Consider the following 24,861-nt stretch of genomic DNA (forward strand, 5'->3'; position numbering starts at 1 on the left):
GAAACCCCGCCGAAGCGGGTTTTATGAAGAAGTGAAACTGACCGATAAGCCGCTTTCTTTCGGGTATAGCGTCGTGGACAGTCATTCATCCTGCCGCCCTGTAAAAGCAAAAACCCGCCGAAGCGGGTTTTATGAAGAGGTGAAACTGACCGATAAGCCGCTTTCTTTTGGATATAGCGTCGTGGACAGTCATTCATCCTGCCGCCCTGTAAAAGCAAAAACCCGCCGAAGCGGGTTTTATGAAGAAGTGAAGCTGACCGATAAGCCGGGTTCTGTCGTGGACAGTCATTCATCTAGGCCAGCAATCGCTCACTGGCTCAAGCAGCCTACCCGGGTTCAGTACGGGCCGTACCTTATGAACCCCTATTTGGCCTTGCTCCGGGTGGAGTTTACCGTGCCACGGACTGTTACCAGCCGCGCGGTGCGCTCTTACCGCACCCTTTCACCCTTACCTGATCCCACTTGCGTGGGCCATCGGCGGTTTGCTCTCTGTTGCACTGGTCGTGGGTTTCCCCCCCAGGCGTTACCTGGCACCCTGCCCTATGGAGCCCGGACTTTCCTCCCCTCCGCCCGTCTCCCCGAAAGGACGACGACGAAGCGGCGACTGTCTGGTCAGCTTCGGCGCGCAGTATAGAGGGTTCGCGCGACTTTGTCACCCTGCGCTGCGCATTCCTATCGCCAGAGCGGCAGCAACATTTCTGGATGCCCGATAAATATTGTCAAAAGCGCCCCGAAAAGCCTCCTCCAGCGTCACGATGCGCGTGAGTACGCTAAAGGCAGCGTCGATGCCATAATGATGCACTATCCCTACATCGTGCGTCAGGCTGCCGGCAATGCCAATCACTGGCTTATGATATTTTTTCGCCACATTCGCGACGCCAATCGGCACTTTACCGCGAATACTTTGGCTATCAATCCGCCCTTCTCCCGTCACCACCAGCGTACAGTCGTGGATATGCTCCTCCAGGTTCAGTGCCGCCGTGACAATTTCGATCCCGCTGCGTAATTCCGCACCGAGAAAAGCCATTAACGCCGCCCCCATACCGCCTGCCGCGCCTGCGCCGGGCGCCGCCTTTACGTCGACATTCAGCGATTTTTTTATGATGTCGGCATAGTGAGCAAGATTTCTGTCCAGCTCAACAATGTTCTCTTCGGTCGCGCCTTTCTGCGGCCCAAAAATTCGTGATGCGCCGTTGTCGCCGATCAGAGGATTAGAGACATCGCAAGCGACACGAATCGCGCAGAGTTTTAAACGGGGATCGAGCTCTGAAATATCAATGTCGCTTAGACAATGAAGGCTTCCGCCACCGTAACCGATATCCGCGCCGTTTGCATCGCGCAGTTTTGCGCCTAACGCCTGCATCATCCCTGCGCCGCCGTCATTTGTCGCGCTGCCGCCAATGCCGATAATGATATTGCTTGCGCCGCTTTCCAGCGCCTGCAATATCAGCTCCCCCGTTCCCCGCGAGGTTGTAATCAAAGGGTTGCGTTTTTCTGGCGGAACCAGCGCCAGTCCGCTGGCCGCCGCCATTTCAATAAACGCGGTTTTACCATCCCCGGACATTCCCCAGCAGGCTTTCACTTTTTCACCCAACGGCCCGGTCACCCATGCGGCGCGTTCAACGCCCTGCGTCGCGGCAATCATGGCTTCGACCGTTCCTTCGCCGCCATCGGCAACCGGAACAGAGACATATTGCGCATCGGGGAAAATTTCCCGAAATCCTTTTTCTATCGCCTGCGCTACCTCGGCGGCAGAAAGGCTTTCTTTGTAGGAGTCGGGGGCAATTACGATTTTCATAGTGGTAGCCTGTTACTGCACAACGCCGGATGGCGTTTCACTTATCCAGCCTGAAATTCAGGCCCGAATCGCTACACGCCATCCGGGCACAACGTCGTTAGCGAGTGACTTCCACTTTCGCCAGTTTTTCGTAGTAGCACGCCAGCGCGCTATGGTCGTCATTACCGTGTCCATCCGCGCGTAACGCCTGCATCATTTCCATAACGGCGGCGGTCAGCGGGAGCTGCGCGCCAACGCCGTGGGAGGTATCCAGCGCATTCGCCAGATCTTTAATGTGCAGATCGATACGGAAACCTGGCTTAAAGTTTCTGTCCATGACCATCGGCGCTTTCGCATCCAGTACCGTGCTGCCAGCCAGACCGCCGCGAATCGCCTGATAGACCAGATCCGGGTTGACGCCCGCTTTAGTCGCCAGCGTCAGCGCTTCAGACATGGCGGCGATATTCAACGCCACGATCACCTGGTTAGCCAGTTTTGTGACGTTGCCTGCGCCGATATCGCCGGTATGCACCACGGAACCCGCCATCGCTTTCATCAGGTCGTAGTACTTGTCGAAAATGGCTTTATCGCCCCCCACCATCACCGACAGCGTGCCATCAATCGCCTTCGGCTCGCCGCCGCTGACCGGCGCATCCAACATCTCAACGCCCTTCGCCTTCAGCGCATCGCTGATTTCACGGCTTGCCAGCGGCGCGATAGAACTCATATCAATCAATACGGTTCCTGGCTTCGCGCCTTCGATGATACCGTTCTCGCCCAGCGCAACCTCTTTCACATGCGGAGAGTTAGGCAGCATCGTGATGATGACGTCACACTGTTCAGCGATCGCCTTCGCCGTAGAGGCCGTTTCCGCGCCTGCGGCAATGACGTCAGCAATCGCTTCAGGATTACGATCGGACACCACCAGCGAATACCCTGCTTTCAGTAAGTTTTTGCTCATGGGCTTACCCATGATGCCTAAGCCAATAAAGCCAACTTTCATCGTCATAGCGTTCTCTCTTTCCATACCAGGATTATTTTTTAAAGGTGTCGGCAAGCTTCTGCGTGCTGGCGCGGAATGCGCCTAAATCGCTGCCAACGGCGACAAAGGTCGCGCCCCATTCCAGATAACGGCGGGCATCCGCCTCTACCGGCGCCAGAATGCCGCACGGTTTACCGTGCGCTTTAGCGCGGGCGAAAATATGTTGAATCGTCTGCTGCACGTCAGGGTGAGAAGCATTGCCGAGATGACCCAGCGCGGCGGCCAAATCGCTGGGGCCGACAAAAATGCCATCAACGCCTTCCGTTGCGGCGATGGCATCAACATTGTCGACACCCAACTGGCTTTCGATTTGAACAATAATGGTGATGTTTTTGTTCGACTGCGCAAAGTAATCAGGCACCGTACCGAACATATTCGCGCGGTGAGAAACGGAGACGCCGCGAATGCCTTCCGGCGGGTAACGCGTCGAGGCGACGGCGCGAGCCGCTTCCTCTTGCGTTTCAACAAAGGGGATCAGGAAATTATAAAACCCAATATCCAGCATCCGTTTGATAATGACCGGTTCATTGGTTGGCACACGTACCACAGGCGCGCTGGCGCTGCCTTTCAATGCCATTAACTGCGGAATTAAGGTGGTCACATCGTTCGGCGCATGTTCGCCATCCAGCACCAGCCAGTCAAATCCCGCCAGACCAAGAACTTCGGTGGTGATTGGGCTTGCCAGTGCAGACCAGCAGCCAATCTGCACCTGTTGCGCCGCCAGCGCCGCTTTAAACTTATTCGGGAAAATAGCGTTATTCATCGCTTATACCTTCGCTTATTTCTTTAATTCTCTACATGTGATGCCGCCACCATAACTTATAGCAACGACAATAAAATGCTTATCTGAAATCAGAATGGGTCTCCGCATTCTATTTCTAACGTGGTACACATCCTGTAGCACAATATACCGTTCTGATATCTTTATCGTCTTTTATTATTATCATGGTATTTTCAAATAACTCGTCAGATACACTGAATTCGCCATTCAGTATAAACAGCCTATGGCGGATAATCATTGTGCAAACGCTCATTAAAAAGGGATTATTTAACGCTTATTTTTGAGCATACGCCCATGATACTGGGCGCTAATGCACACATTTACGCTTTACCCGGCCTACATAAAAAATTTCATAATTTGCGGTGATCTGGATCACATTCTTATATTTATACTCCTGTCATTCTTATTTCATTATGCATGAACTTTATTTCTTATATTGAGATTTAACGATTTAACCATAACCAAAATAGATAATCCTATTTCTATCATCCAGGCTGGAGAATGTTGAACAATGGCCAATATCGAAATTCGCCAGGAATCGCCATCGGCGTTTTATATAAAAGTACATGAAACCGATAATGTCGCAATTATTGTTAATGACCACGGTCTTAAAGCCGGAACACGTTTTCCGGATGGCCTGGAACTGACTGAACATATTCCGCAAGGCCATAAAGTTGCTCTGACGGATATCCCCGCTCACGGCGAAATCATCCGTTATGGCGAAGTCATCGGTTATGCGGTACGCGACATCCCGCGCGGAAGCTGGATCGACGAGTCGCTGGTTGAACTGCCAAAAGCGCCGCCGCTGAATACGCTACCGCTGGCGACCAAAGTACCGGAACCGCTGCCGCCGCTGGAAGGCTATACGTTTGAGGGCTATCGTAACGCCGATGGCAGCGTCGGCACCAAAAATCTGCTTGGCATTACCACCAGCGTGCACTGTGTGGCGGGCGTGGTCGATTATGTGGTGAAAGTGATTGAGCGCGATCTCCTGCCCAAATACCCGAATGTCGATGGCGTTGTAGGGCTAAACCATCTGTACGGCTGCGGCGTGGCAATCAACGCGCCGGCGGCGGTCGTGCCGATTCGCACGATTCATAATATCGCGCTCAACCCCAATTTTGGCGGCGAAGTGATGGTGATTGGCCTCGGTTGCGAAAAACTGCAGCCGGAACGACTGCTGGAAGGCACCGAGGATGTTCCCGCCATCGCCGTTGAAAGCGCCAGTATTGTGCGTTTACAGGACGAGCAGCATGTCGGCTTTAAATCAATGGTCGACGATATTTTACGGGTCGCCGAACGCCATCTGACGAAACTGAACCAACGCCAGCGCGAAACCTGCCCGGCCTCCGAGCTGGTCGTCGGGATGCAGTGTGGCGGCAGCGATGCGTTTTCCGGCGTCACGGCAAACCCGGCGGTGGGTTATGCTTCCGATCTGCTGGTACGCTGCGGCGCGACCGTCATGTTCTCGGAGGTCACCGAAGTGCGCGATGCCATTCATCTTCTGACGCCGCGCGCCATCAACGAAGCCGTGGGTAAACGCCTGCTGGATGAAATGGCCTGGTACGATAACTACCTTGATATGGGGAAAACCGATCGCAGCGCTAACCCGTCCCCTGGCAACAAAAAAGGCGGTCTGGCGAACGTCGTGGAAAAAGCGTTGGGCTCTATCGCTAAATCGGGTAAGAGCGCCATTGTCGAAGTATTGTCGCCGGGCCAACGCCCCACCAAACGCGGCCTGATTTACGCCGCGACGCCCGCCAGCGATTTCGTCTGCGGCACGCAGCAGGTCGCTTCCGGCATTACCGTACAGGTCTTTACCACCGGACGCGGCACGCCGTACGGGCTGATGGCGGTGCCGGTCATTAAAATGGCGACGCGTACCGAGCTGGCGAACCGCTGGTATGACTTAATGGATATCAATGCAGGCACCATCGCCACGGGTGAAGAGACAATCGAAGATGTGGGCTGGAAGCTGTTTCACTTTATTCTCGATGTCGCCAGCGGCCGGAAAAAGACTTTCTCGGACCAGTGGGGCCTACATAACCAACTGGCGATATTTAACCCGGCGCCAGTGACCTGATCCAGTCAGTACCCTTCTCCGACCAGGGTATAACCGCATAATCTGTAGACCGGGTAAGCGCCAGCGCTACCCGGTATTTTTTCGCCCTTAGTCTGTAGCCTGAAGTATGTCTGCCCGACATGCTTTTTTTACTCCTGACTTTCGATAACTTCCATTTTATTTCGAAACTTTCATTTATCAGATCAAAATCACAAAAAAACATTCCGAAAGCCTATAAATTCTTTCAAAGAAAACAAACGAAAGATTTCGGAGGAAGGATGTTTATCATTTCAGGCAGAACAATGCTAAAGAAGGCGCAGCAGGAAGGCTATGCTGTGCCGGCGTTTAACATCCACAACCTGGAGACATTGCAAGTGGTGGTGGAAACCGCCGCAGAATTGCGCTCTCCGCTGATTGTCGCCGGTACGCCAGGCACCTTTAGCTACGCAGGCGTCGGTAATATCGTGGCTATCGCCGCAGAACTGGCGAAAAGCTGGAACCATCCTCTCGCGGTACATCTCGATCATCATGAAAAACTGGCCGACATCAAAATGAAAGTCGCCGCCGGGGTACGCTCGGTCATGATCGACGGGTCGCATTTCCCCTTTGCCGACAATATTGCGCTGGTGAAAAGCGTGGTTGATTACTGTCATCGCTACGATGTCAGCGTTGAAGCTGAACTTGGGCGTCTCGGCGGGCAGGAAGACGATCTTATCGTTGACGGTAAAGATGCGCTTTATACCCATCCGGAACAGGCCCGGGAATTTGTAGAAAAAACGGGTATCGACTCGTTAGCCATTGCTATCGGCACCGCTCACGGCCTCTACACCGCTGAACCAAAACTTGATTTTGAACGACTGACGGAAATTCGTCAGCGGGTTGATGTCCCCTTAGTCCTTCACGGCGCCTCTGGCCTGCCGACCCGCGATATTACCCGCGCTATTTCGCTGGGCATCTGCAAAGTTAACGTCGCCACCGAGCTTAAAATCGCCTTTTCTGGCGCGCTTAAAAACTATTTAACGCAACACGCAGAGGCCAGCGATCCCCGCCATTACATGATCCCGGCGAAAGCGGCCATGAAAGAGGTTGTACGTAAAGTGATTGCCGACTGCGGTTGTGAAGGGAAGCTCTAAAGCCCCCGGATTTAGCACGGCAAAGGGCGTTTTCATAGCTGGATCACGAAAGCCATTATTATCCTTTGCCTTCAAACCAAAAATATTATGAAGATAAACAAAAGATATCGGAGCCAGAAGTGAAAGAAATAATTTCTCGTCACAAAGCAGGGGAACAGATAGGGATCTGTTCCGTATGTTCAGCACACCCGCAGGTGATTGAATCCGCATTACGTTTTGATCTGAATAGCGGGAACAAAGTTCTGATCGAAGCGACCTCTAACCAGGTTAATCAGTTTGGCGGTTATACCGGCATGAAACCGGCTGACTTTCGTGATTTTGTCTATGGCATCGCCCAGGAAGTGGGTTTTCCACGAGAACGGCTTATTTTAGGCGGCGATCACCTGGGACCTAACTGCTGGCAAAACGAACCTGCAGATACGGCGATGGAAAAATCTGTCGAACTCATTAAGGCTTACGTCGCTGCCGGGTTTAGCAAAATCCATCTTGATGCCTCTATGTCCTGCGCTGACGACCCGACGCCGCTGGACCCAATGGTTGTCGCTAAACGCGCCGCCCTGCTTTGCCAGGCAGCGGAAACGACGGCGACCGACGAACAAAAACGCCATTTAACCTATGTTATCGGCACTGAAGTTCCGGTTCCGGGCGGGGAAGCCAGCGCCATTAACGCCGTGCATGTTACCCGCGAACAGGATGCAGCCCGCACGCTGCAAACGCATCAGGCTGCTTTTCGCGTCCTGGGGCTGGATGAGGCATTGAACCGGGTTATCGCGATTGTCGTACAGCCGGGCGTAGAATTCGACCATACACAGATTATCCACTATCAACCGCAGGCCGCTAAAGCGCTTTCCGACTGGATAAAAGAAACGCCGATGGTCTATGAAGCGCATTCGACTGATTATCAGACGCGACAGGCCTACCGTGCGCTGGTACGCGATCATTACGCCATTCTGAAGGTCGGCCCGGCGCTCACTTTCGCGCTGCGCGAAGCCATTTTCGCACTTGCGCAAATGGAAAACGAGCTGATCTCCCCGGAACAACGTAGTCGGGTACTGGAGGTCATTGATGAAGTTATGCTAAACGAACCGGGCTACTGGAAAAAATACTACCGTCCAACCTGGAGCCAGGCGATGGTCGACATCCACTTTAGTTTGTCTGACCGTATTCGCTATTACTGGCCGCACCCGCGTATTCGTCAAAGCGTAGAGAAGTTAATCGCCAATCTGAATAACGTCACATTGCCGCTGGGATTAATTAGCCAGTTTATGCCCGTACAGTTTGAACGCCTGTCTGAGGGCGTGCTCACCCCCACGCCGCATAACCTGATTATTGACAAAATTCAGGATGTTCTGCGCGCTTATCGCTTCGGTTGCACGCCGGATGTCGCCTGAATAATGGAGAATTTATGAGCCAACTATTTGTCCGAACCGGAATCACATTCGACTCGAGCCAACAGGCGCTGGCGCACATTGGCAAAGAGATGCTGGCGAAAGGCGTGGTACATGATAGTTATCCGCAGGCGCTGGTGGAACGTGAAGCGTCTTTTCCTACCGGCATTGCGCTGGAGCGTCACGCCGTCGCTATCCCTCATTGCGAGGCGGTTCATGCGAAATCACCCGCTATCTATCTGATTCGTCCAGATAAGCCGGTCATGTTTCAACAGGCGGATGATGACGAAGAGATTGCTGTTTCGTTAATCATCGCCTTAATCGTTGAAAACCCGGCGGCACAGCTAAAACTTCTGCGCCGCCTGTTTAGTGAGCTACAGAACCCAAGCACCCTCGATGCCCTGTTAAGCGCGCCGGATGCCGAACTGGCGATACGCTTTCAGGAAACCATCCTTGAGCCTGAGCAGTGCGTCCAGGTTTGATAATAAATTGATAATAATGAGGAATACCCTATGAAACGTAAAGTAATTGTGGCCTGTGGCGGTGCGGTTGCAACCTCAACGATGGCTGCGGAAGAAATTAAAGAGCTATGTGATGCCAACCATATTGAGCTCGACTTAGTGCAATGCCGGGTCACCGAAATCGAAACCTATATGGACGGCGCCGATCTTATCTGTACCACTGCCAGGGTCGATCGCGCCTTTGGCGATATTCCCGTCGTTCACGGTATGCCTTTTGTTTCCGGCGTGGGTATTGAAGCATTACAGCAAAAAATTCTGTCCATTCTCATGGGGTAACGTATGTTTAGCGAAATAATGCGTTATATCCTCGACTTAGGCCCAACGGTGATGTTGCCTCTGGTGATCATCGTGTTCTCTAAACTGCTGGGAATGAAGCTTGGGGATTGTTTTAAATCGGGTTTGCATATTGGTATCGGCTTCGTGGGTATTGGTCTGGTCATCGGCCTGATGCTGGATTCTATCGGCCCCGCGGCGAAAGCCATGGCGGAACATTTCCAAATCAATCTCCACGTTATTGACGTCGGCTGGCCAGGTTCATCGCCCATGACCTGGGCGTCACAAATCGCGCTGGTCGCGATCCCTGTCGCCATCGGGGTTAACGTCCTGATGCTGGTGACCCGCATGACCCGCGTGGTGAATGTCGATATCTGGAATATCTGGCACATGACCTTCACGGGCGCCATGCTGCATCTGGCGACCGGTTCATACTGGCTGGGGATTCTGGGCGTTGTGGTTCATGCCGCCTTTGTCTACAAACTGGGGGACTGGTTTGCCAAAGATACCCGCGACTATTTTGGCCTGGAGGGGATTGCAATCCCACACGGTTCATCCGCATACCTGGGCCCCGTGGCGGTGCTCGTTGATACCATTATCGAAAAAATTCCGGGCCTCAATCGTATTCACTTTAGCGCAGACGATGTCCAGAAACGCTTCGGACCGTTTGGCGAGCCGGTGACTGTCGGCTTCGTGATGGGGCTGGTGATTGGTGTACTGGCAGGCTACGACGCCAAAGCCGTTCTGCAACTGGCGGTCAAAACCGCAGCGGTGATGCTGCTTATGCCACGCGTCATTAAACCTATTATGGATGGCCTAACGCCTATCGCGAAACATGCGCGTAAACGTCTACAGGCCAAATTTGGCGGGCAGGAGTTCCTGATAGGCCTTGATCCAGCGCTACTGCTCGGTCATACCTCTGTTGTCTCCGCGAGCCTGATATTCATTCCGCTGACCATCCTGATTGCCGTCTTAGTACCGGGAAACCAGGTGCTGCCGTTCGGCGACCTCGCCACCATCGGTTTCTTTATTGCGATGGCGGTCGCGGTACACCAGGGCAACCTGTTCCGCACGCTGATTTCAGGTGTCATTATTATGGGTATCACCCTGTGGATAGCCACCCAGACGATTGGCCTGCATACCCAACTGGCTGCCAATGCCGGAGCGCTAAAAGCTGGCGGACAAGTCGCCTCGCTGGATCAGGGCGGTTCTCCCATCACCTGGCTGCTGATTCAACTTTTTACCTGGCAGAATATCGTCGGCTTCGCCGTCATTGCCATTATCTATCTGGCCGGCGTACTGCTGACCTGGCGTCGCGCCCGACAATTTGTCGCGGCTGAGAAAGCCACGGCGCTACAGCAAAGTCAAATCGCCTCTTAATTTTAGGGGAGCAATCGCTCCCCTCACCTTCCTGGAGAATGTTATGAAATCAGTGGTTATTCACGCTGAGGGAGACGTGCGCGTTGAAGAACGTCCCTTACCACAACTGCAAGCCGAGGACGATGTGTTGGTCAAAGTCGTTAGCTCAGGGCTTTGCGGGTCGGATATCCCGCGTATTTTCGCGCAGGGCGCCCATTATTATCCTATTACGTTAGGTCATGAATTCAGCGGCTACGTTGAATCCTACGGCACAGGCGTAACGGATATGCAGCCCGGCGATGCCGTCGCTTGTGTCCCGCTTCTTCCCTGCTTTCACTGTCCGCAATGCGAACGCGGTTACTTTTCTTTATGCAAACAGTATCAGTTTGTAGGATCGCGCAGCGAAGGCGGTAATGCGGAATATGTGGTGGTCAAACGGGCCAATCTTTTCCGCTTGCCGTCTGATATGCCGATTGAAGATGGCGCGTTTATCGAACCGATTACCGTGGGCTTACACGCCTTTCATCTGGCGCAGGGCTGCGAGGGGAAAAACGTAATTATCGTTGGTGCCGGGACAATTGGCCTGCTGGCCTTACAGTGCGCGCGGGAACTGGGCGCGCGAAGCGTAACGGCGATTGATATCAATCCGCAGAAACTGGAACTGGCGAAAGCGCTCGGCGCAACGCATACCTGTAATAGCCGGGAAATGACCGCCGACGACATCCAGACCGCGTTGTCCGACATTCAGTTTGATCAACTGGTTCTCGAAACGGCAGGAACTCCCCAGACCGTCTCGCTGGCTATCGATATCGCCGGGCCGCGCGCGCAACTGGCGCTGGTGGGGACGTTACATCACGATCTCACCCTGACAACGCGTACATTCGGGTTAATTTTGCGTAAAGAGCTCACGCTCCTCGGCAGTTGGATGAACTACTCCGCGCCATGGCCAGGAGAGGAATGGGAAACCGCAGCGCGCCTGTTGGCTGAAAAACGTCTTCAACTGACCCCTCTCATTGCCCATCGCGGCGATGCGGAAAGCTTTGCAGAAGCAGTCAAAGCGCTTAATGGCGCGCCCATGCAGGGCAAAATCTTACTTCAACTTTCCTGATGGTACGAGCCAGCAACCTGCGCTGGCTCACATTTCCTTTCGAAATTTAGCGTTCACCTTTCGCAATCCTTCGTTTAAACTAGTTACAGTTAATTATCAGGCAAATCAATATGAACTCATTTGAGCGAAGAAATAAAATTGTCGACCTGATTAATACGCAAGGCAGCGTGCTGGTGATGGACCTTTCAAATACCTTTGGTATTTCTGAAGTGACTATCCGTGCTGACCTGCGTCTGCTGGAAGAGAAAGGCCTTGTCACCCGTTTTCATGGCGGCGCGGCAAAACCGGGAAGTCATCTGGCGGAAGGCGACAATCAGGAAGTCATTCTGGAAGATCGGTATCAACTCGCCAGCGATCCGAAAAAGCGGATTGCCCAGGCAGCTGCGGCAATGGTTGAAGAAGGAATGACCATCATTCTGGATAGCGGGAGCACAACATTACTGATTGCGGAAGCGCTCGCGCGAAAAAGCAATATTACGGTGATCACTAACAGCTTGCCTGCCGCTTTTACGCTATCAGAAAATAAAGATCTCACGCTGGTGGTCTGCGGCGGTACGGTACGGCATAAAACCCACTCAATGCACGGCACGATTGCGGAACGATCGCTACACGGCATCAGCGCCGATGTCATGTTTGTCGGGGCGGATGGCATTGATGCGACAAACGGTATTACCACGTTTAACGAAGGTTATTCCATTAGCGGCGTCATGGCGGCGGCGGCACACAAAGTTATCGCGGTACTGGACGCGACCAAATTTAACCGTCGCGGCTTTAACCAGGTATTGCCGATGGACAAGATCAACTGTGTGATAACCGATGACACCATCAGCAAACAGGATAAAGCGGCATTAGCGAAAACAGGCGTGGAACTAATGATCGTCTAAAAAGGAGTCGGTTATGCGTTGCTGATCGCGAGAGTAAGCCCGAAGGAAAGGTCCGGTCCGCTATCACCGCCCAATGCCCCCATCACTTTACCCACATCAATCACCTGATTGAGTATTAACGCGATGGCGATAAAAGGCGGTTCCCGGGCGCTCGCTTTTATTCTTCCTGCTGCTCCAGCGCATACTTATACAGCGCATTTTTCTTCACGCCGTGAATTTCTGCTGCCAGCGCCGCCGCTTTTTTCAGCGGCAGTTCTGCCTGTAGCAGCGCCAGCGTGCGCAGCGCGTCGGCGGGCAGGTCGTCTTCTTGCGCTTTATGGCCTTCGACAATCAGCACCATTTCGCCTTTGCGACGGTTTTCATCTTCTTTGACCCACGCCAGCAGCTCGCCGACCGGCGCGCCGTGAATGGTTTCCCAGGTTTTGGTCAGCTCACGCGCCAGCACCACATAACGGGATTCTCCCAATACCGCGACGATATCTTCCAGGCTATCTAACAGGCGGTGGGTTGACTCATAAAAAATCAGCGTTCGTGGCTCCGCTTCAACCGCTTTCAGCGCATCACGGCGACCTTTGGATTTCGCCGGTAAAAAGCCTTCATAGCAGAAACGGTCGGATGGCAGACCTGCGGCGCTCAGGGCGGCAATCGCCGCACATGGCCCCGGTAGCGGCACCACACGGATGCCCGCTTCGCGACAAGTACGCACCAGATGGTAGCCCGGATCGTTAATCAGCGGCGTACCGGCGTCGGAAACCAGCGCAATGTTCTGCCCTTCTTTTAGCTTCGCGACCAGCGTTTCCGCTTTTTGTTGTTCGTTATGGTCGTGCAGCGCGAACAATCGGGCATTAATCCCAAAATGTTGCAGCAATAAACCGGTGTGACGAGTATCCTCGGCGGCAATCAGATCTACAGCCTGTAACACCTCCAACGCACGCTGGGTAATATCCGCCAGATTACCGATAGGAGTAGGTACAATAAAGAGTTGGCCCTGAGAATTATCCGCCGATTCGTTTTGTTTCATTGTGTCGTCCGTATTGCCGATTTAATATTGAGCATTGCGTAAAAAAATATCACTGGATACAGTATGGTACCCTCAACATTTTCTCGTTTGAACGCCGCGCGCGCGCTGCCTGTCGTCCTGGCTGCGCTACTTTTCGCCGGGTGCGGCACCCAGGCGCCAGATCAAAGCGCAGCCTATATGCAGGGTTCAGCGCAAGCTGACTCCGCCTTTTACCTGCATCAGATGCAGCAAAGCGCAGATGATAGCAAGACCAACTGGCAATTACTCGCCATTCATGCACTGCTGAAAGAAGGAAAAAGCCAGCAGGCCGTCGACCTGTTCAACCAACTCCCGCAAAATCTGAACGATACCCAGCGTCGCGAACAGTCTTTATTAGCGGTAGAAATCAAACTGGCGCAAAAAGATGTCGCAGGCGCGCAGGCCTTGCTGGATAAACTAAAACCCGCCGACTTTGCGCCAAATCAGCAAGCGCGTTACTGGCAGGCGCAGATCGTTGCCAGCCAGGGACGCCCGTCGCTTACCCTGTTGCGGGCGTTAATCGCCCAGGAACCGCTACTGGCGGCGAAAGATAAACAAAAAAATATCGACGCCACCTGGCAGGCGCTCTCCGCCATGACGCCGGATCAGGCCAGGACGCTGGTTATCAACGCCGATGAAAATGTGCTTCAGGGCTGGCTGGATCTGCAACGCGTCTGGTTTGACAACCGCAACGATCCGGACATGCTGAAAGCCGGGATCGCCGACTGGCAAAAACGCTACCCGCAAAATCCGGGGGCGAAAATGCTGCCGACGCAGCTCGTCAATGTACAACGTTTCAAACCGGCTTCCACCAGCAAAATCGCTCTGCTGCTGCCGCTGAACGGTCAGGCTGCCGTGTTTGGCCGTACCATCCAGCAAGGTTTCGAAGCCGCGAAAAACCTCGGCACCCAGGCGGTAGAGATGCAGCCTGCCGCCGCGCCTGACGCGCCGGTAGAACCTGGCGTGGAGGAGACGCAGCCACAAATGACCAACGGCGTCGCCAGTCCGTCGCAGGCCTCGGTGAGCGATCTGACTGATGACGCTCCATCCCAGTCCGCTACGCCAGTCAGCGCGCCACAAACTCCCCCTGCTACAACAAGCGCGCCGGCGGATCCCTCCGCTGAATTAAAAATCTACGATACCTCTTCCCAGCCGTTGGATCAGGTGCTTGCTCAGGTTCAGCAAGACGGCGCCAGTATCGTGGTCGGGCCGCTGTTGAAAAACAATGTGGAAGCGCTGATGAAAAGCAACACGCCGCTCAACGTGCTGGCACTCAACCAGCCGGAAACGGTACGTAGCTTCCCTAATATCTGCTATTTCGCGCTCTCTCCAGAAGATGAAGCCCGTGATGCGGCGCATCATATTTATGACCAGGGCAAGCAGTCGCCGCTGCTGTTGATCCCACGCAGCACGCTTGGCGATCGCGTGGCGAACGCCTTCACCCAGGAGTGGCAAAAACTGGGCGGCGGCATCGTGTTACAGCAAAAATTCGGCTCCGTAGCCGAGCTGAAAATGGGCGTGAACGGCGGCGCGGGTATCGCGTTGACGGGCAGCCCGGTCGCCGCCAGCGTGCCTGCGCAGCCTGGCGTCACCATTGGCGGTCTGACCATCCCTGCGCCGCCGACCGACGCGCAAATCACCAGCGGCGGACGCGTAGACGCGGTCTATATTCTGGCTACGCCGGAAGAGATTGGCTTTATCAAACCGATGATCGCCATGCGTAACGGCACCCAGAGCGGCGCGACGCTGTATGCCAGCTCTCGCAGCGCGCAAGGCACCTCCGGCCCCGACTTCCGTCTGGAAATGGAGGGTTTGCAATACAGTGAAATTCCTATGCTGGCAGGCGGCAATATGCCGTTGATGCAGCAGGCGCTGAGCGCTGTACATAACGACTATTCTCTGGCGCGGATGTACGCCATGGGCGTGGATGCCTGGACGCTGGCGAACCACTTTTCGCAGATGCGTCAGGTGCAGGGATTTGAGATCAATGGTAATACCGGCGCATTAACCGCCAGCCCGGATTGTGTGATTAACAGGAAGTTATCATGGCTCAAATACCAGCAAGGGGAGATTGTTCCCGCCAGCTAACGCGTAAACAGGCTGGCGACGCGTGGGAAGCTGCCGCGCGTCGCTGGCTGGAAAGCAAAGGACTGCGGTTTATCGCCGCCAACGTGCGCGAGCGCGGCGGCGAAATCGATCTGATCATGCGCGACGGAAAAACGACGGTTTTTGTTGAGGTCCGCTATCGGCGCTCCGGGCTTTATGGCGGCGCGGCGGCCAGTGTGACCCGCAGCAAGCAACACAAATTATTACATACTGCCCGCTTGTGGCTCGCCCGCCAGAATGGGAGTTTTGATACTGTGGATTGTCGGTTCGATGTGTTAGCCTTCACCGGAAATGAGATTGAGTGGTTTCGGGATGCGTTTAACGACCACTCATAATTGAAGATTTTAAGGATTAGCGTGCTCGAAAGAATCAAAGTTTGCTTTACAGAAAGCATTCAAACTCAAATTGCTGCGGCGGAAGCGCTTCCGGATGCCATTTCCCGCGCCGCCATGACGCTGGTTCATTCCCTGCTTAACGGCAACAAAATCCTCTGTTGTGGAAACGGGACGTCCGCGGCCAACGCACAGCATTTTGCTGCCAGCATGATTAACCGCTTTGAAACGGAGCGACCCAGTTTACCCGCCATTGCACTAAATACCGATAATGTGGTCTTAACTGCGATCGCTAACGATCGCCTGCACGATGAAGTTTATGCAAAACAAGTCCGGGCGCTGGGACATGCAGGCGATGTTTTATTGGCGATCTCTACGCGTGGTAATAGTCGCGATATCGTAAAAGCCGTTGAAGCAGCCGTCACACGTGACATGACCATTGTGGCGCTAACCGGGTATGACGGGGGTGAGCTGGCCGGACTATTAGGGCCGCAGGATGTCGAAATTCGTATCCCTTCACACCACAGCGCGCGCATTCAGGAAATGCATATGCTGACGGTAAACTGCCTGTGCGATTTGATCGATAACACGCTTTTTCCTCACCAGGATGATTAAGGAGTACACATGAAGGCATTTTCGCCGCTCGCAGTCCTTATTTCTGCGTTGCTATTGCAAGGTTGCGTCGCCGCCGCGGTAGTGGGTACGGCAGCCGTCGGCACCAAAGCCGCAACCGACCCGCGTAGCGTGGGCACCCAGGTGGATGACGGAACGCTGGAACTGCGTGTCAGCAGCGCGCTGTCGAAAGATGAGCAAATCAAAAAAGAGACGCGCATCAATGTCACGGCTTATCAGGGCAAAGTTTTGTTAGTGGGCCAGTCGCCAAACAGCGAACTCTCCGCACGCGCTAAACAGATAGCGATGGGCGTTGAAGGCACCACCGAGGTCTATAACGAGATTCGCCAGGGTCAGCCTATCGGCCTGGGGACCGCCTCTAACGATACCTGGATCACCACGAAAGTTCGCTCACAGCTACTGACCAGCGATCAGGTAAAATCGTCAAACGTGAAAGTCACCACCGAAAATGGCGAAGTGTTCCTGCTGGGCCTGGTGACTGAACGTGAAGGTAAAGCGGCAGCGGACATCGCCAGCCGGGTGAGCGGCGTGAAACGCGTGACCACCGCCTTTACGTATATTAAGTAACCGGTGTGCCGGGTGGCGATAAGAATGTGTAAACCGCGTCGCCATCCGGTAAATCATCCGGCTTCGCTATTCCGCTTTTTCCCGCAGTTGCGATGAGGTCAGAATCGTCACGCCTTCTTGTGCTGGTGCCAGCGCTTCCGCCAGCATGGCCCGCGCCACATCCCGCGCATCAATCGATTTCCAGTTTCCTGGCAACAGCCGGAATAGCGGAGCGAAAAGCGTTTCATTCACCCGCCGCGTTGTTCTGTCGCCGAGCAGCATAGAAGGCCGGGCAATCGTCAAACGAGGCCAATTTTGTGCGATTAACGCCTCCTCCATTTCTCCTTTCACCCGATTGTAGAAAAACGGAGAGTGCGCGTTTGCTCCCATTGCGCTGACCACCACCATGTGCTGCGCACCCAGTCGACGTCCGGTCAGCGCGGTATCAACCACCAGCGTATAATCCGCATGAATAAACGCCGCTTTACTTCCCGCTTCACGCCGGGTCGTGCCCAGGCAGCAAAAAACAATATCTACCGGGTCGGTCACCTGAGCTAACGCATCGGTAAGCTGCGGATCGTGAGGGTTATAAACGCCGACAATATCCGTCAGCGGGCGACGCGTCGGCGCGGCGATAGCGCTCACCTGCGGCGTGTTGATTAACATTCTCAGCAGATGTCCGCCGACCAGTCCGGTCGCGCCGGTAATCAGTACCTGACTCATCCTCGCTCCTTTACAGATTTGTCCACCTTGCACTCTCGGCCCTATCGACCAGGCTTAATAGTCTACGAGGTAAGTATCCATCATTGTGGAAAATTTGCCTTACCCGACGCCACCACTGCGGAGGAAACGCATGAGTAAGAAAATTGCCGTTTTGATTACCGATGAATTTGAAGATTCAGAATTTACCTCGCCGGCAGCAGAATTCCGTCAGGCCGGCCATGAGGTCATCACCATCGACAAAGAGGCGGGTAAAACGGTGAAAGGAAAAAAAGGCGAGGCCAGCGTCACTATTGATAAGGCTATTGATGACGTTCGTCCCGACGAGTTCGACGCCTTGCTATTGCCGGGAGGTCATTCGCCGGACTACCTGCGCGGCGACAGCCGTTTCGTGGATTTTACCCGCGATTTCGTTAACAGCGGTAAACCGGTTTTTGCCATTTGCCACGGCCCACAGTTGTTGATCAGCGCCGATGTCATTCGTGGTCGCAAACTCACGGCGGTGAAACCGATTATTATCGATGTGAAGAATGCGGGCGCGGAATTTTACGATCAGGAAGTCGTCGTCGATAAAGATCAGCTGGTGACCAGCCGCACGCCTGACGACCTGCCGGCATTTAACCGCGAGGCGCTACGCCTGCTGGGCGCGTGAGTCGCGTAACCAGTGCAGTTTTTTACCAAACCCCAGCGTGTTGTCGGTGAATTTAATTTCATCCAGCCGGATTTCCCATACCGGTGCTGGCAGCACCCTGGCGACCGGGAAGCGACGAAGGTAAGCTTTACGCGCGGCGTCGCTCTCCTGCCCCTCCAGACGGCGAATTTCCCCTTTAAACTGCACGCCGCGAATGCGCGCCACCGTTTTCGGCTGACCATTGACCGTTCCCGCAACTGGCGCGCACGCGCCGGACATTTGCGCATGGCGGGTTTTATCATCCGTTAACAGATACAGCGCGACGTTTTGCGCATCGAACAAATAAAACGCATTGGCGCACCACAGCTCTCCCTCATGGTGTACGCACCAGGTCACCACGTGTTGTTTCGCCAGCCAACGGCCAATAGCGGTAAGTGTGTCCATCTTTATTCTCGCTTATACTGGGAACCTGAAAATTATCATGCTGATGGCGACAATGACACCCTGGTATCTGTATCTGATTCGTACCGCAGACAATGCGCTTTACACCGGAATAACCACCGATGTGGCGCGTCGTTACAGGCAGCATCAAACGGGAAAAGGCGCAAAAGCATTACGGGGAAAAGGCGAGTTAACGCTGGCGTTTGCGGCGCAGGTCGGCGATCGCTCGCTGGCCCTGCGCATAGAGTATCGCATCAAACAGCTCACAAAGCGCCAGAAGGAGCGCCTTGTGACGGAACGCGAAGCGTTTGAGGCGCTGCTGTCCAGCCTGCAAACGCCGGTGCTTAAAAACGATTGAAGTGGTCGTGATACTCCACCAGCCCCGTCACGCCCTCCAGCGCATCCTCAGCCAAACGGTGTACCTGGAAAGCGCTTTCCGTACCGGGCCAACGGCAGTGAAGATCGTAATGTGCGGCCAGTTCAAAACCGAAGCGGCTATATAACGCCGGATCGCCCAGCGTCACGACCGCCGCGTAGCCGAACTCGTTGAGCGAATCCAGCCCTTCATACACTAACTGGCGCGCCAGCCCTTGCCCGCGATACTTTTCATCGACCGCCAGCGGCGCCATGCCGACCCACTGTAAATCTTCGCCCTGCACATCAACCGGGCTAAAGGCGACATAGCCCACCACCTGACCTTCATCATCCGTGGCCACCAGTCCGAGCGTCAGAAAACCATCTTCACGCAAATCGTGAACCAGCTTCGCTTCCGCATCGCTTTCGAATGAACGGCGTAACAGCGCATCAATACCAGGCGCATCAATGGGAATTTCTACTCGAATTAGCATGGTTCACCTACCGAGGTCTGTTTGGTTTCCGGCGAGTTTTTCATACCCGCCTCAACAAAATCCGCCAGTTGCAGCAGCATAACGCGTAACGCTTTCGGCATCTGCTCCAGTTCGATGGCGTCCATCAGATTCTTCACATACAACCCTAACTCAGTATCGCCTTCAATGACCAGTCGACGCTGGAAAAAGAGCGTATCCGGGTCCTGTTTACGGGCTGCTATCATTAGCAGATCGCTGGCGTCGGCGCTAAAACTGACGTCAGCATCCGCCTGCTGGCTAACGATCAATTTTTCATTTTCAACTGTGGTATACCATTTTAAGTCGATGTCACGAACATGAATGCTTAACCAACGACCTTCGAGGAATTCCAGCTCTCCATCGGCCAGCGCCTGACGAAACTGCCAGCTCAGAACCTGTTCCAGAACCTGGCGCTTTAGCGCAAAGGGCGTCAGTTTAACCGGTACACTCATCAGAGACGGGCCAGCATGGACTAAGCGTGAACGCAGTTTATCTAACACGAGCTTTACTCCCTGTTTCAATAGTCCTGTTATTTTGCCATATCCAATAAATCACATGGCGGCGTAAATCAACAATTGGGTCTGATTTTCTACCCCATTATTGGTGTTACCAATACGCCTTTAACTGCCTTAAATCAAAAATTGTCGCAGCAAGGTTAACTAAAATCCCTGTTCGTTAACAATTTTGCGTCTCAGACGTAACCCTCAGGATAAATTATGGAGCTGCTCTGCCCTGCCGGAAATCTCCCGGCGCTGAAGGCGGCCATCGAAAACGGCGCTGACGCCGTTTATATCGGGTTAAAAGACGATACCAATGCCCGTCATTTTGCCGGCCTTAACTTTACCGAAAAAAAATTGCAGGAAGCGGTGAGTTTTGTTCACCAGCATCGCCGCAAATTACACATCGCCATTAATACTTTTGCGCATCCGGACGGCTATGCTCGCTGGCAGCGCGCCGTGGATATGGCGGCGCAGCTTGGCGCCGACGCGCTGATTCTCGCCGACCTCGCTATGCTGGAATATGCCGCAGAGCGTTACCCACATATTGAGCGCCATGTTTCCGTTCAGGCCTCGGCAACCAACGAAGAGGCGATTCGCTTTTATCACCGCAACTTTGATGTCCACCGCGTAGTACTGCCGCGTGTACTGTCGATTCACCAGGTAAAACAACTGGCCCGCGTCACGCCGGTGCCGCTGGAGGTATTCGCGTTTGGCAGCCTGTGCATTATGGCGGAAGGTCGCTGCTATCTTTCTTCCTACCTGACGGGGGAGTCGCCCAATACCGTCGGCGCCTGCTCTCCCGCCCGCTTTGTCCGTTGGCAGCAAACGCCGCAGGGGCTGGAATCGCGCCTGAATGATGTCCTGATTGACCGTTACCAGGATGGCGAAAACGCAGGCTACCCAACGCTGTGTAAAGGCCGCTATTTAGTGGACGGCGAGCGCTATCACGCGCTGGAGGAGCCAACCAGCCTGAACACGCTGGAACTGCTGCCGGAGCTCATGGCGGCGAACATCGCTTCGGTGAAGATCGAAGGCCGCCAGCGCAGCCCGGCCTACGTCAGCCAGGTGGCGAAAGTGTGGCGCCAGGCGATCGATCGCTGCAAAGCCGCCCCGCAAAACTTCGTTCCACAGCGCGACTGGATGGAGACGCTCGGCGCGATGTCCGAAGGCACTCAAACCACGCTTGGCGCATATCACCGTAAATGGCAGTGAGAGGAGCTATGAAATATTCCTTAGGACCGGTGCTTTATTACTGGCCGAAAGAGACGCTGGAAGATTTTTATCAGCAGGCCGCAAAAAGCAGCGCTGACGTCATTTATCTGGGCGAAGCGGTGTGCAGCAAGCGTCGCGCGACCAAAGTCGGCGACTGGCTGGAAATGGCGAAATCCCTCGCCGCCAGCGGTAAGCAGGTGGCGCTCTCCACCCTGGCGCTGGTACAGGCGTCATCTGAATTAAGCGAGCTGAAACGCTATGTGGACAACGGCGATTTTCTGCTGGAAGCCAGCGATCTTGGCGTGGTGAATCTGTGCGCCGAGCGCAAACTGCCGTTTGTCGCTGGCCATGCGCTGAACTGCTACAACGCGGTCACGCTGCGCCGGTTGCTGAAAGAAGGCATGGTACGCTGGTGTATGCCAGTGGAGCTGTCTCGCGACTGGCTGGTGAATTTGCTTAATCAGTGCGATGAACTGGGCATCCGCAATCAGTTTGAAGTGGAAGTGTTGAGCTACGGCCATCTGCCGCTGGCCTACTCCGCTCGCTGCTTTACCGCCCGTTCGGAAGACCGCCCGAAAGATGAGTGCGAAACCTGCTGTATCAAGTATCCAAACGGTCGTGACGTGTTCTCGCAAGAGAATCAGCAGGTGTTTGTGCTTAACGGTATTCAGACCATGAGCGGCTATGTCTATAACCTTGGCAACGAACTGACGTCGATGCAGGGATTGGTCGATATCGTGCGGCTGTCGCCGTTGGGGACGGAGACATTTGCCATGCTTGATGCCTTTCGCGCTAACGAAAACGGCGGCGCACCATTACCGCTTGCCGCGCATAGCGACTGTAACGGCTACTGGAAGCGGCTGGCCGGGCTGGAGCTACAGGCCTAGCCGGATGGCGGCATCAATACCTTATCCGGCCTACAAATAGCGCTCCCGTAGGCCCGATAAGCGCAGCGCTATCGGGCATTGTTTTGCCGTCAGTCTCATAAAGCTCACTTTGTTAACAACATTCGCTAATCTTTAATGCAGTATTAAAAGATTAATCGGTAACAAAGTGAGCCGTTATGACTGACAAAACTATTCCGTTCTCGGTGCTGGATCTGGCGCCGATCCCTGAAGGATCTTCGGCAAAAGAAGCCTTCACGCACTCGCTTGATCTCGCACGGCTGGCCGAAAAGCGCGGTTATCACCGCTACTGGCTGGCGGAACATCACAACATGACCGGTATCGCCAGCGCGGCGACCTCGGTATTGATTGGTTATCTGGCGGCCAATACCACAACATTACATCTTGGCTCCGGCGGCGTGATGCTGCCTAACCATTCACCGCTGGTGATTGCCGAGCAGTTCGGCACGCTGAATACGCTCTACCCGGGACGTATCGACTTAGGATTGGGACGCGCGCCGGGTAGCGATCAGCCGACGATGCGCGCGCTGCGTCGCCATATGAGCGGCGATATCGATAACTTTCCACGCGATGTCGCAGAGCTGGTGGACTGGTTCGACGCTCGCGATCCTAATCCGCATGTGCGCCCGGTGCCCGGCTACGGCGAGCAGATCCCGGTCTGGCTGTTGGGCTCCAGCCTGTATAGCGCACAGTTGGCGGCCCAGCTTGGCCTGCCGTTCGCCTTTGCTTCGCATTTCGCGCCGGATATGTTGTTCCAGGCGCTGCATCTGTACCGTACCCAGTTCAAACCTTCAGCGCGGCTGGAAAAACCGTACGCGATGGTGTGTATCAATATTATCGCCGCCGACAGCAACCGCGACGCCGAATTCCTGTTTACCTCCATGCAGCAGGCTTTTGTGAAGCTACGCCGTGGGGAAACCGGCCAACTGCCGCCGCCGGTTGAGAATATGGAGACCTTCTGGTCGCCATCCGAGCAGTATGGCGTGCAGCAGGCGCTGAGTATGTCGCTGGTCGGTGATAAAGCGAAAGTCCGCCACGGGCTGGAATCCATCCTGCGGGAGACCCAGGCGGATGAAATTATGGTAAACGGGCAGATTTTCGACCACCAGGCACGCCTGCATTCGTTTGATTTAGCGATGGATGTTAAGGAAGAGTTGTTGGGCTGATTTTATAACGCCGATTTTCAACGGTGATGGTTGGCAATCGGCGATTTTTTTCGAAGTAATCATAGCCGGGCTTCAACATACGCCAGAAATTATATTCCGGCCATGCTTGCGCCTGGCGCATATTTTTGTCATTCATCGTAAATGGGAAGATATGGACAGGCACGCTCTTCTGCCCGCTGTTTAGCGCCTGCGCCACCAGTTGATAAATCTCTTCAATACCGGCATCGGTCATGGCATAGCAACCCGCCGAAACGCAGTTCCCATGAACCATAATGAAATCACCGGTGTAGCCATTTGCCCGATCGTAAGCATTCGGGTAGCCAATATTAAATGCCAGATGATAGCGGCTGTTTGGGTTAAGCAACCCTTTGTTGGTGGCATAAAAGCCTTCCGGGCTTTTACCATCTCCCTGTTTATGTTTTGGCCCTAAGCCACCAGACCATGCGCATATAGTCCAGGTTTTGTAGAGTTCGTAAGGCTTGTTATTGGCGCTTGCCCACAGTTCCAGCTTATCTTCCGCTTTCAGAATGCGGATAAATAACTGGTCGCCGGGGTGAATGATTTTTAAAGACGATACGACAGGTTTTTCCACTGGCAGGTAAACGTCTTCATCGTACGGAGTGAGCCAGAAAAATTTTAAAATAAAAGCGATAAACAGGCTCAATAATACAATAGCGAGTAGTCCTTTACGCCCCATTTTCGTATTCCGCTTATTCTAAACCAGTTCAAGTATATATTTTCCTATGACAGGAAATAGAGGAAAGGTCCAGTTCTGTACTTTTATAAAATAGTAACCGTTTTATCATAACCGAACAGGGATATGAATAAATCGACTTATTACCAGAGAAAATCATCATGAGTGAACCTGCCTCCTTTTTTCTTCATGCACATATTACCGAGAGTAACCTCAAGAAATTTTTCCATTCACCGGCAACAAATATTAAAGACTATGAAGACTGGTTGCCATGGTTTACTGAGGAGCAAAGGTTGTACGGCGAGCCTGCAAAAATGCTTAACAATCTTGCCGCATGTAATTCTGGTGAAAGTGAAAAGAATATTTATGCTGAACATATCAACTTTAATAAAGAAACACAGATAGTCACGATGGATCACATATTTCTCTCAGAGAGCTATGAAATCTTCATGCCACTCATGGCCTGTGTGCGGGGAATCGAGAAATTTATTACGCCAGGGGAAAATAATTTTGCGCTAATTTATTATTACTGGTGGGGTTCGGAGATCGCCATCGCGCTCGAATTTGACGCCAATGGTAGCAGAATAACGGCAAATCCTAAGGCAGAAAATTTAACTATCGCCGATGCTTTTTTCGATGAACACGGGGAAGCACTCGCCGAAGAACTTTATAATAAACAGGGTTTTATTTGATACCATTTCGCGGACTTGTGAAATATTGCCGGATGAAAACAGCTCATCCG

At 53.7% G+C, this 24,861-nt stretch carries 27 protein-coding genes and 1 other RNA gene; 18 read left to right on the forward strand and 10 right to left on the reverse strand.

Features of this window, described 5'->3' with window-relative positions; all coding sequences use genetic code 11:
• Window positions 1–245: 245 nt before the first annotated feature.
• The 4 genes from rnpB to garL all read right to left on the reverse strand — a co-directional run bounded on the left by rnpB (window position 246) and on the right by garL (window position 3,582).
• Window positions 246–620: RNase P RNA component class A (gene rnpB / locus ACLJQJ_RS13010), an RNA gene on the reverse strand.
• 32 nt (window positions 621–652) lie between these two features.
• The gene (garK, locus tag ACLJQJ_RS13015; protein WP_063809185.1) at window positions 653–1,798 is read right to left on the reverse strand and encodes a glycerate 2-kinase; all 1,146 of its coding nucleotides are present in this window, start codon (window positions 1,796–1,798) and stop codon (window positions 653–655) included.
• 97 nt (window positions 1,799–1,895) lie between these two features.
• Window positions 1,896–2,786, reverse strand: coding sequence for a 2-hydroxy-3-oxopropionate reductase (gene garR, locus ACLJQJ_RS13020; RefSeq protein WP_000178106.1), 891 nt, complete (start codon window positions 2,784–2,786; stop codon window positions 1,896–1,898).
• Window positions 2,787–2,811: 25 nt separating this feature from the next.
• Window positions 2,812–3,582 (reverse strand): 2-dehydro-3-deoxyglucarate aldolase, encoded by a 771-nt coding sequence (gene garL, locus ACLJQJ_RS13025; protein ID WP_001057715.1) that lies wholly within the window; start codon window positions 3,580–3,582, stop codon window positions 2,812–2,814.
• 529 nt (window positions 3,583–4,111) lie between these two features.
• Between garL and garD the strand changes: the two genes are divergently transcribed.
• The 8 genes from garD (at window position 4,112) to ACLJQJ_RS13065 (ending at window position 12,328) form a co-directional block, all read left to right on the forward strand.
• Window positions 4,112–5,683 carry a galactarate dehydratase gene (gene garD, locus ACLJQJ_RS13030; protein WP_001273722.1) on the forward strand — a complete coding sequence of 524 codons (1,572 nt, stop codon included), beginning with the start codon at window positions 4,112–4,114 and terminating at the stop codon, window positions 5,681–5,683.
• Between the two features lie 257 nt (window positions 5,684–5,940).
• Window positions 5,941–6,795 carry a tagatose bisphosphate family class II aldolase gene (locus ACLJQJ_RS13035; RefSeq protein ID WP_000469979.1) on the forward strand — a complete coding sequence of 285 codons (855 nt, stop codon included), beginning with the start codon at window positions 5,941–5,943 and terminating at the stop codon, window positions 6,793–6,795.
• A gap of 119 nt (window positions 6,796–6,914) precedes the next feature.
• On the forward strand, window positions 6,915–8,186 hold the full coding sequence (gatZ, locus tag ACLJQJ_RS13040; RefSeq protein ID WP_063809198.1) for a tagatose-bisphosphate aldolase subunit GatZ: 1,272 nt from the start codon (window positions 6,915–6,917) through the stop codon (window positions 8,184–8,186).
• A 14-nt stretch (window positions 8,187–8,200) separates the two neighbouring features.
• Window positions 8,201–8,665 (forward strand): PTS galactitol transporter subunit IIA, encoded by a 465-nt coding sequence (gatA, locus tag ACLJQJ_RS13045; protein WP_000080445.1) that lies wholly within the window; start codon window positions 8,201–8,203, stop codon window positions 8,663–8,665.
• Between the two features lie 30 nt (window positions 8,666–8,695).
• A complete protein-coding gene (gatB, locus tag ACLJQJ_RS13050; RefSeq protein ID WP_000824293.1) occupies window positions 8,696–8,980 on the forward strand; it encodes a PTS galactitol transporter subunit IIB in 285 nt (94 codons plus the stop codon).
• A gap of 3 nt (window positions 8,981–8,983) precedes the next feature.
• Entirely contained in the window at window positions 8,984–10,357 is a 1,374-nt protein-coding gene (locus tag ACLJQJ_RS13055) for a galactitol-specific PTS transporter subunit IIC (RefSeq protein WP_000490601.1), read from the forward strand.
• A 43-nt stretch (window positions 10,358–10,400) separates the two neighbouring features.
• A complete protein-coding gene (gene gatD / locus ACLJQJ_RS13060) occupies window positions 10,401–11,444 on the forward strand; it encodes a galactitol-1-phosphate 5-dehydrogenase (protein ID WP_000844174.1) in 1,044 nt (347 codons plus the stop codon).
• A gap of 110 nt (window positions 11,445–11,554) precedes the next feature.
• Window positions 11,555–12,328, forward strand: coding sequence for a DeoR/GlpR family DNA-binding transcription regulator (locus tag ACLJQJ_RS13065; RefSeq protein ID WP_001083900.1), 774 nt, complete (start codon window positions 11,555–11,557; stop codon window positions 12,326–12,328).
• A gap of 157 nt (window positions 12,329–12,485) precedes the next feature.
• On the opposite strand, the gene rsmI is transcribed toward ACLJQJ_RS13065, so the two are convergent.
• Entirely contained in the window at window positions 12,486–13,349 is an 864-nt protein-coding gene (gene rsmI / locus ACLJQJ_RS13070) for a 16S rRNA (cytidine(1402)-2'-O)-methyltransferase (protein ID WP_061375839.1), read from the reverse strand.
• Between the two features lie 63 nt (window positions 13,350–13,412).
• Between rsmI and ACLJQJ_RS13075 the strand changes: the two genes are divergently transcribed.
• The 4 genes from ACLJQJ_RS13075 to dolP are packed head-to-tail and all read left to right on the forward strand — an operon-like array spanning window position 13,413 to window position 17,005.
• Complete coding sequence (locus tag ACLJQJ_RS13075; RefSeq protein WP_023241653.1) at window positions 13,413–15,455, forward strand: penicillin-binding protein activator; 2,043 nt, start codon at window positions 13,413–13,415, stop codon at window positions 15,453–15,455.
• Window positions 15,413–15,808: a YraN family protein gene (locus ACLJQJ_RS13080; RefSeq protein WP_000057285.1), complete on the forward strand. Its 396-nt coding sequence runs from the start codon at window positions 15,413–15,415 to the stop codon at window positions 15,806–15,808. The genes ACLJQJ_RS13075 and ACLJQJ_RS13080 overlap by 43 nt, the downstream gene beginning before the upstream one ends.
• A 21-nt stretch (window positions 15,809–15,829) precedes the next feature.
• Window positions 15,830–16,420: a DnaA initiator-associating protein DiaA gene (gene diaA / locus ACLJQJ_RS13085; protein WP_000893481.1), complete on the forward strand. Its 591-nt coding sequence runs from the start codon at window positions 15,830–15,832 to the stop codon at window positions 16,418–16,420.
• A 9-nt stretch (window positions 16,421–16,429) separates the two neighbouring features.
• Window positions 16,430–17,005, forward strand: a complete 576-nt coding sequence (gene dolP / locus ACLJQJ_RS13090; RefSeq protein ID WP_000643280.1) for a division/outer membrane stress-associated lipid-binding lipoprotein — start codon at window positions 16,430–16,432, stop codon at window positions 17,003–17,005.
• A gap of 66 nt (window positions 17,006–17,071) precedes the next feature.
• Here the strand turns inward: dolP and ACLJQJ_RS13095 are convergent, their stop codons facing one another.
• The gene (locus ACLJQJ_RS13095; protein ID WP_001521094.1) at window positions 17,072–17,707 is read right to left on the reverse strand and encodes an NAD(P)H-binding protein; all 636 of its coding nucleotides are present in this window, start codon (window positions 17,705–17,707) and stop codon (window positions 17,072–17,074) included.
• Window positions 17,708–17,837: 130 nt separating this feature from the next.
• Between ACLJQJ_RS13095 and yhbO the strand changes: the two genes are divergently transcribed.
• Complete coding sequence (gene yhbO / locus ACLJQJ_RS13100; RefSeq protein ID WP_063809187.1) at window positions 17,838–18,356, forward strand: protein/nucleic acid deglycase; 519 nt, start codon at window positions 17,838–17,840, stop codon at window positions 18,354–18,356.
• On the opposite strand, the gene ACLJQJ_RS13105 is transcribed toward yhbO, so the two are convergent.
• Window positions 18,336–18,779: a YhbP family protein gene (locus tag ACLJQJ_RS13105; RefSeq protein ID WP_000380404.1), complete on the reverse strand. Its 444-nt coding sequence runs from the start codon at window positions 18,777–18,779 to the stop codon at window positions 18,336–18,338. The two genes, yhbO and ACLJQJ_RS13105, sit on opposite strands and share 21 nt — an antisense overlap.
• A gap of 37 nt (window positions 18,780–18,816) precedes the next feature.
• Here ACLJQJ_RS13105 and ACLJQJ_RS13110 point away from each other — a divergent pair, with 37 nt between their 5' ends.
• Entirely contained in the window at window positions 18,817–19,134 is a 318-nt protein-coding gene (locus tag ACLJQJ_RS13110; RefSeq protein ID WP_000928379.1) for a GIY-YIG nuclease family protein, read from the forward strand.
• Here ACLJQJ_RS13110 and ACLJQJ_RS13115 read toward each other — a convergent pair.
• Window positions 19,121–19,624 (reverse strand): GNAT family N-acetyltransferase, encoded by a 504-nt coding sequence (locus tag ACLJQJ_RS13115; RefSeq protein WP_000908562.1) that lies wholly within the window; start codon window positions 19,622–19,624, stop codon window positions 19,121–19,123. The genes ACLJQJ_RS13110 and ACLJQJ_RS13115 overlap by 14 nt on opposite strands.
• Window positions 19,618–20,142: an SCP2 domain-containing protein gene (locus ACLJQJ_RS13120; RefSeq protein ID WP_000884721.1), complete on the reverse strand. Its 525-nt coding sequence runs from the start codon at window positions 20,140–20,142 to the stop codon at window positions 19,618–19,620. The genes ACLJQJ_RS13115 and ACLJQJ_RS13120 overlap by 7 nt, the downstream gene beginning before the upstream one ends.
• 216 nt (window positions 20,143–20,358) lie before the next feature.
• Between ACLJQJ_RS13120 and ACLJQJ_RS13125 the strand changes: the two genes are divergently transcribed.
• From ACLJQJ_RS13125 to ACLJQJ_RS13135, 3 genes are all read left to right on the forward strand, one after another.
• Window positions 20,359–21,354 carry a peptidase U32 family protein gene (locus tag ACLJQJ_RS13125; protein WP_000421309.1) on the forward strand — a complete coding sequence of 332 codons (996 nt, stop codon included), beginning with the start codon at window positions 20,359–20,361 and terminating at the stop codon, window positions 21,352–21,354.
• Window positions 21,345–22,241, forward strand: a complete 897-nt coding sequence (locus ACLJQJ_RS13130) for a U32 family peptidase (RefSeq protein ID WP_077905270.1) — start codon at window positions 21,345–21,347, stop codon at window positions 22,239–22,241. The genes ACLJQJ_RS13125 and ACLJQJ_RS13130 overlap by 10 nt, the downstream gene beginning before the upstream one ends.
• A gap of 176 nt (window positions 22,242–22,417) precedes the next feature.
• The gene (locus ACLJQJ_RS13135) at window positions 22,418–23,425 is read left to right on the forward strand and encodes a luciferase-like monooxygenase (protein ID WP_063809188.1); all 1,008 of its coding nucleotides are present in this window, start codon (window positions 22,418–22,420) and stop codon (window positions 23,423–23,425) included.
• On the opposite strand, the gene ACLJQJ_RS13140 is transcribed toward ACLJQJ_RS13135, so the two are convergent.
• Entirely contained in the window at window positions 23,403–24,122 is a 720-nt protein-coding gene (locus ACLJQJ_RS13140; RefSeq protein WP_063809189.1) for a murein L,D-transpeptidase family protein, read from the reverse strand. The two genes, ACLJQJ_RS13135 and ACLJQJ_RS13140, sit on opposite strands and share 23 nt — an antisense overlap.
• Window positions 24,123–24,280: 158 nt before the next feature.
• Between ACLJQJ_RS13140 and ACLJQJ_RS13145 the strand changes: the two genes are divergently transcribed.
• Entirely contained in the window at window positions 24,281–24,811 is a 531-nt protein-coding gene (locus ACLJQJ_RS13145; protein ID WP_063809190.1) for a hypothetical protein, read from the forward strand.
• The last annotated feature ends 50 nt before the right edge of the window (window positions 24,812–24,861 follow it).

This window comes from Salmonella sp. SAL04202 (assembly GCF_046550775.1).
GTDB classification, from domain to species: Bacteria; Pseudomonadota; Gammaproteobacteria; order Enterobacterales; family Enterobacteriaceae; genus Salmonella; species Salmonella enterica.